Annotated in this window: 4 protein-coding genes; all 4 read right to left on the bottom strand. The window is 39.0% G+C overall.

What is annotated here, in order from left to right:
• On the bottom strand, positions 1 to 1,260 hold a 1,260-nt coding region (locus tag ACR2MV_RS08050), incomplete at its 3' end, for a tannase/feruloyl esterase family alpha/beta hydrolase (RefSeq protein WP_434021395.1).
• Positions 1,261 to 1,287: 27 nt separating this feature from the next.
• On the bottom strand, positions 1,288 to 1,542 hold the full coding sequence (locus ACR2MV_RS08045; protein ID WP_434021394.1) for a hypothetical protein: 255 nt from the start codon (positions 1,540 to 1,542) through the stop codon (positions 1,288 to 1,290).
• Positions 1,543 to 1,625: 83 nt separating this feature from the next.
• Positions 1,626 to 3,440, bottom strand: a complete 1,815-nt coding sequence (locus ACR2MV_RS08040) for an alkyl sulfatase dimerization domain-containing protein (RefSeq protein ID WP_434021393.1) — start codon at positions 3,438 to 3,440, stop codon at positions 1,626 to 1,628.
• A gap of 145 nt (positions 3,441 to 3,585) precedes the next feature.
• Positions 3,586 to 3,929, bottom strand: a 344-nt coding sequence (locus ACR2MV_RS08035) for a 3-hydroxyacyl-CoA dehydrogenase family protein (RefSeq protein ID WP_434021392.1), incomplete at its 5' end; no start/stop codon positions are given.

Below are 3,929 nucleotides of genomic sequence, written 5' to 3'. Positions count from 1 at the left end.
AATAGCCATATCAGACCACCCCGTAAACATAAGGAGTTTTCCTCCTTTAGCTCTAAACTCAGCAAGATTAGGATCTGTAGCGTTCATTGTTTTGGCAATGACTCTTGCATCATGTTCTAATTTGTTTAAATCATAATCTACATAAGTCCAATCTTCATCGTGATACACAAAATACTTTAACATGTCGGGTCCGAATCCGAATTGTGCATTAGGTACTTCTGGAGACTCCATGTTGGAGGTGACCCCAGCTTGAAATTCTCCGGCCTTGTCAAGATGATTTAAACCACCTGTGATCCATTTGAACCAACCATCTATATGTGTTTCTCCGCCGATAGGAAATCCAGGAAAAAGTTGACCCTTATCGCTTTTCGGTCCTTCATAGATCGCTTTAAGAGCCTCAACTTTTGCTACGGATAAACAATTTTCATTCTCTTCACCATCGCAAAGCAATGATTCTATATCAAAATCACAGGCCCTGGGATCTCTTAAAATGCCATCTTTTAAGCCGTCCAACTCATCACACATTTCCAAATAGGTATCTTCAATAAGCTTCAAATCTTCCTGGGTGATTAAAGGATCACCTATCTCATTAGGGTCTGGATACATGTATTGTTGGTTGTGAACCATACCTGCTCCAACACCGTTCACCCAGTCATAAGCCGGAGCCCCTGAAACGATCCCATCAAAATCATCTGGATATCGTTGCGCTTCCATTAAGGCTTGACCTCCTCCTCTTGAGCAACCAAAGAAATAGCTATAGCTAATATCTTGTTCATAATATGCTTTTATAAGTGCCTTGGCAGTTACTGCAGTTCTATGAACGGCAAGATGTCCGAAATTGACAATAGCCTCTGGATTGTTCAAAGCCCAACTTCCTGAAAGCGGATGTCCTTCATGCCCGGTATCTGTACCTACGGTTGCATATCCTTTTTGCACTACGCCATACCCTAATGCCGTGTTGATGACAGATCCTACATATCCGCCGCCGCCTCCCATGACGAATTTTCCATTCCAATCATGAGGTAGCAAAAGTTCAAACTTTATATCCTTGCCTATGATTCCTGAAATTTTGCAATGGGGCGCCATAGCTGTTTCCTGTGTTACCGAAACAATGGTTACCTCCGGTAGATCAATGATCTTTGCTGTCTCGCAGGTAACTTTTTCTACCTTCTCATTTTTCTCCATTTTAAACGCACCAAAAGTCAAAAGGACCATGAGAGATACGATTAAAATTACTATTTTGTTTCTTTGTGTTTTCATTTTATTAGTGTTTAACTGCATTAGTGTTTATTTGATTTTGTTTTGTTTTAAAAAGGTTTCTATTTCTTCTTTGAGCCGTTCAAGGGTGTATTGATATTCTTCAACAATACTCTTTTTATTGTCAATTTCTGCGAAATGAATATTGCGTTTGCAGATATAATAGTCTGTTGCCAATTCTATGAACAATTCTGTATTTTCAGCGAATAATTCTATTACTTCCTGATGTTTTGGAAAATCGGTTTTTAATACTTCGATTGATTTCTGTGCTACTTGATGACTCATTTTCTGTGTTTTTACTGGTACAAATGTATGTCTAATTACAGTGATACGTAAGTTATTTACCGTATGTTACGGTTAACAAAACCTTACTGCTCATGAAATTTTAAGTTCATATTTGACGGATCGATTTGATCGAAATTCATAAGCAATTCAAATGCTTCTTTTTTACTTCCCTCAATCTCCACCAAATTACTATCGATCAATTCTTGCAAACTTGTTTCTCCAATATAGTAAGCTGCAAACAAGGAACGTGGTAATTGAATGGTGACCGCCTGTTCTTTATAGTAATTCTCAGGATCTGAAAGGTACTCAGCGACTCCTTTTCTAATGTGCAGGCCAAACTTGTTATCTTCTTCAATATCTGTAAACTCAAATACGATTACCTGATCAGTGTTTTCGCTCAACTCAGGATTGATCCGAACTCGCATTAGATTCACATTGGTTCCCGGCTCAGTATTCAGTATTTCTTCTTTTGAAGGAAGGATCATATGCTGAATAGTAACTTTGTTCTCCAGTGCACGCGCCTGAGATAAATACCACGATCTTGGAATAGACCCTGTGGTCAGCTGACCCATTTTTCGCAACGCATCGGCTTTAAGCTGTCTTACTTCTTGATCGTTTGGATACACTTTATACAGATAATCTGTTAGTTGCGTCACCCAGCTATATTCTTCCGCGGCCATGGCTTTTTTTATCTCAGTTATCATCTGATCTTTTCCGCCAAAACCCTCTACCATTTTCTTAGCTTCTGTGTTTGGATGTACTTTGTTTAGATTTGTAGTATTTCCATCAAACCAACCTAAAGCGTAATTGTAGATATTAGGCGGGTAATAACTTAGCTCACCATAGGTACGTTGATTGTTTGGCCAACTTGCCAAATGTTCAGGAAGTTGAATGCTGTGTCTCATCTCATCTGGTGTTTCACCTAATAGTATTCTTCTAAGCGTTTGATCATATAAGAAGGCCAAACCATCATGGTAATTTGAAATCGCCTCATTTACATTTTCTTTTCCACTGATCGAATGCGTATGCGTACTGATCAAATGTTCTGGTTGTAAATTTCGGATCAATCTTAAACCTTCCATCCATGGCAATGGATCTCTGTAAAGTGATCCTCTCAAGGTATACAAGTTACCGAACATAGGCCAATACAAATTGTTAACTACCAATCCTTTATCTGGGAAATAAACAAACAAACAATCGTCAGTATCACTATGATAATCAGTGAAGAATTGCATCTTTACACCGTCAATAACCATTTCTTGACCATTAGATACCGGATGAGTGACCTTTACAAACTCTTTATCAAGAGAACCAATAGGCGATGATGCCAATGGAGCGTCTGGCCCTTCATTTGGATTGTACACATCGAATTGTTCAAAGGCACGGGCCATTAAAACTGGGGCCAGTTCTGGAATTGAAGAGCCTAGCCCTCCGCTTTCTAAAATGTTCTTATTCAGATTTTGGTGTCCAATGATTTTATAATCTTCTGCTCCCTCAAGCATCGGTCTGGTTCCCCAAACGTAATGGGCATGGCTATAAATAACAGTTTTAATTGGCTTGTCACTTACCTGACGAATGGCGTCTAAAAACTTCTGACCATCTGCATTGTCACCACCTGAATCATAAACGATTAAGCTTGTTTCACCTTCTATCACAGCACAATTCACATGAGCAAATCCTTCGATGCTCCAAACACCTTCTGCTAATGTTACAATTTTTGGTTCGTGGCTCCAGGTTTTATTCGACAGTTCGGGGGCATTCTTATTGATGATTCCTCCGTTGGGCAATTCTGTCATTTCAACTTCTCCTCCCATGTAAGGGTTCTGTTCTTGTGAGACAGTAATGTTGCTCATGAAAAGAGTTAAGGCTGTCAGTACGGTTAATTTTAGTGTTTTCATTTTTTTCAATATTTAATTTATTTTTTGATTGAGTTTTTTTAATTACAATGCAAATGTATTTCTAACCATTGTGCTATGTAAGTTATTTACCGTATGTTACGGTTACCTGATACCTTTCAATAAGAGATCAGGATCGCGCTTACTTTTATTTTAAAAAGTCTTTTGATTCGTAGCTAGGGTTTGGGTATTCGTAGAATCCTTTCCCTGTGCTGACACCTAAATTTCCTTTGTCTAAGAATTCAGATTTGAGAATAGCTGCTCGTTTTAATTTGATCGGGTCGTTTAGAATTTGACCCCAGTGGGCGCTGATATCATGCAAGGTTTTGGCACCGACCATATCCATGATGCCAAAGGGACCCATCCTGACTCCTGTCGAGATCATCCAGGTTTTATCGATGGTTTCGGCATCGGCTACCTTATTGCTCCACAAGTCAAAAGCAGCATCCAGCAATGGGACCAGTAAAGAATTGAGAACATATCCATTTTGCT

Source organism: Lutimonas sp. (assembly GCF_051011215.1).
Classification (GTDB): domain Bacteria; phylum Bacteroidota; class Bacteroidia; order Flavobacteriales; family Flavobacteriaceae; genus Lutimonas.
This window is presented reverse-complemented; position numbering and strand designations above follow the sequence as displayed.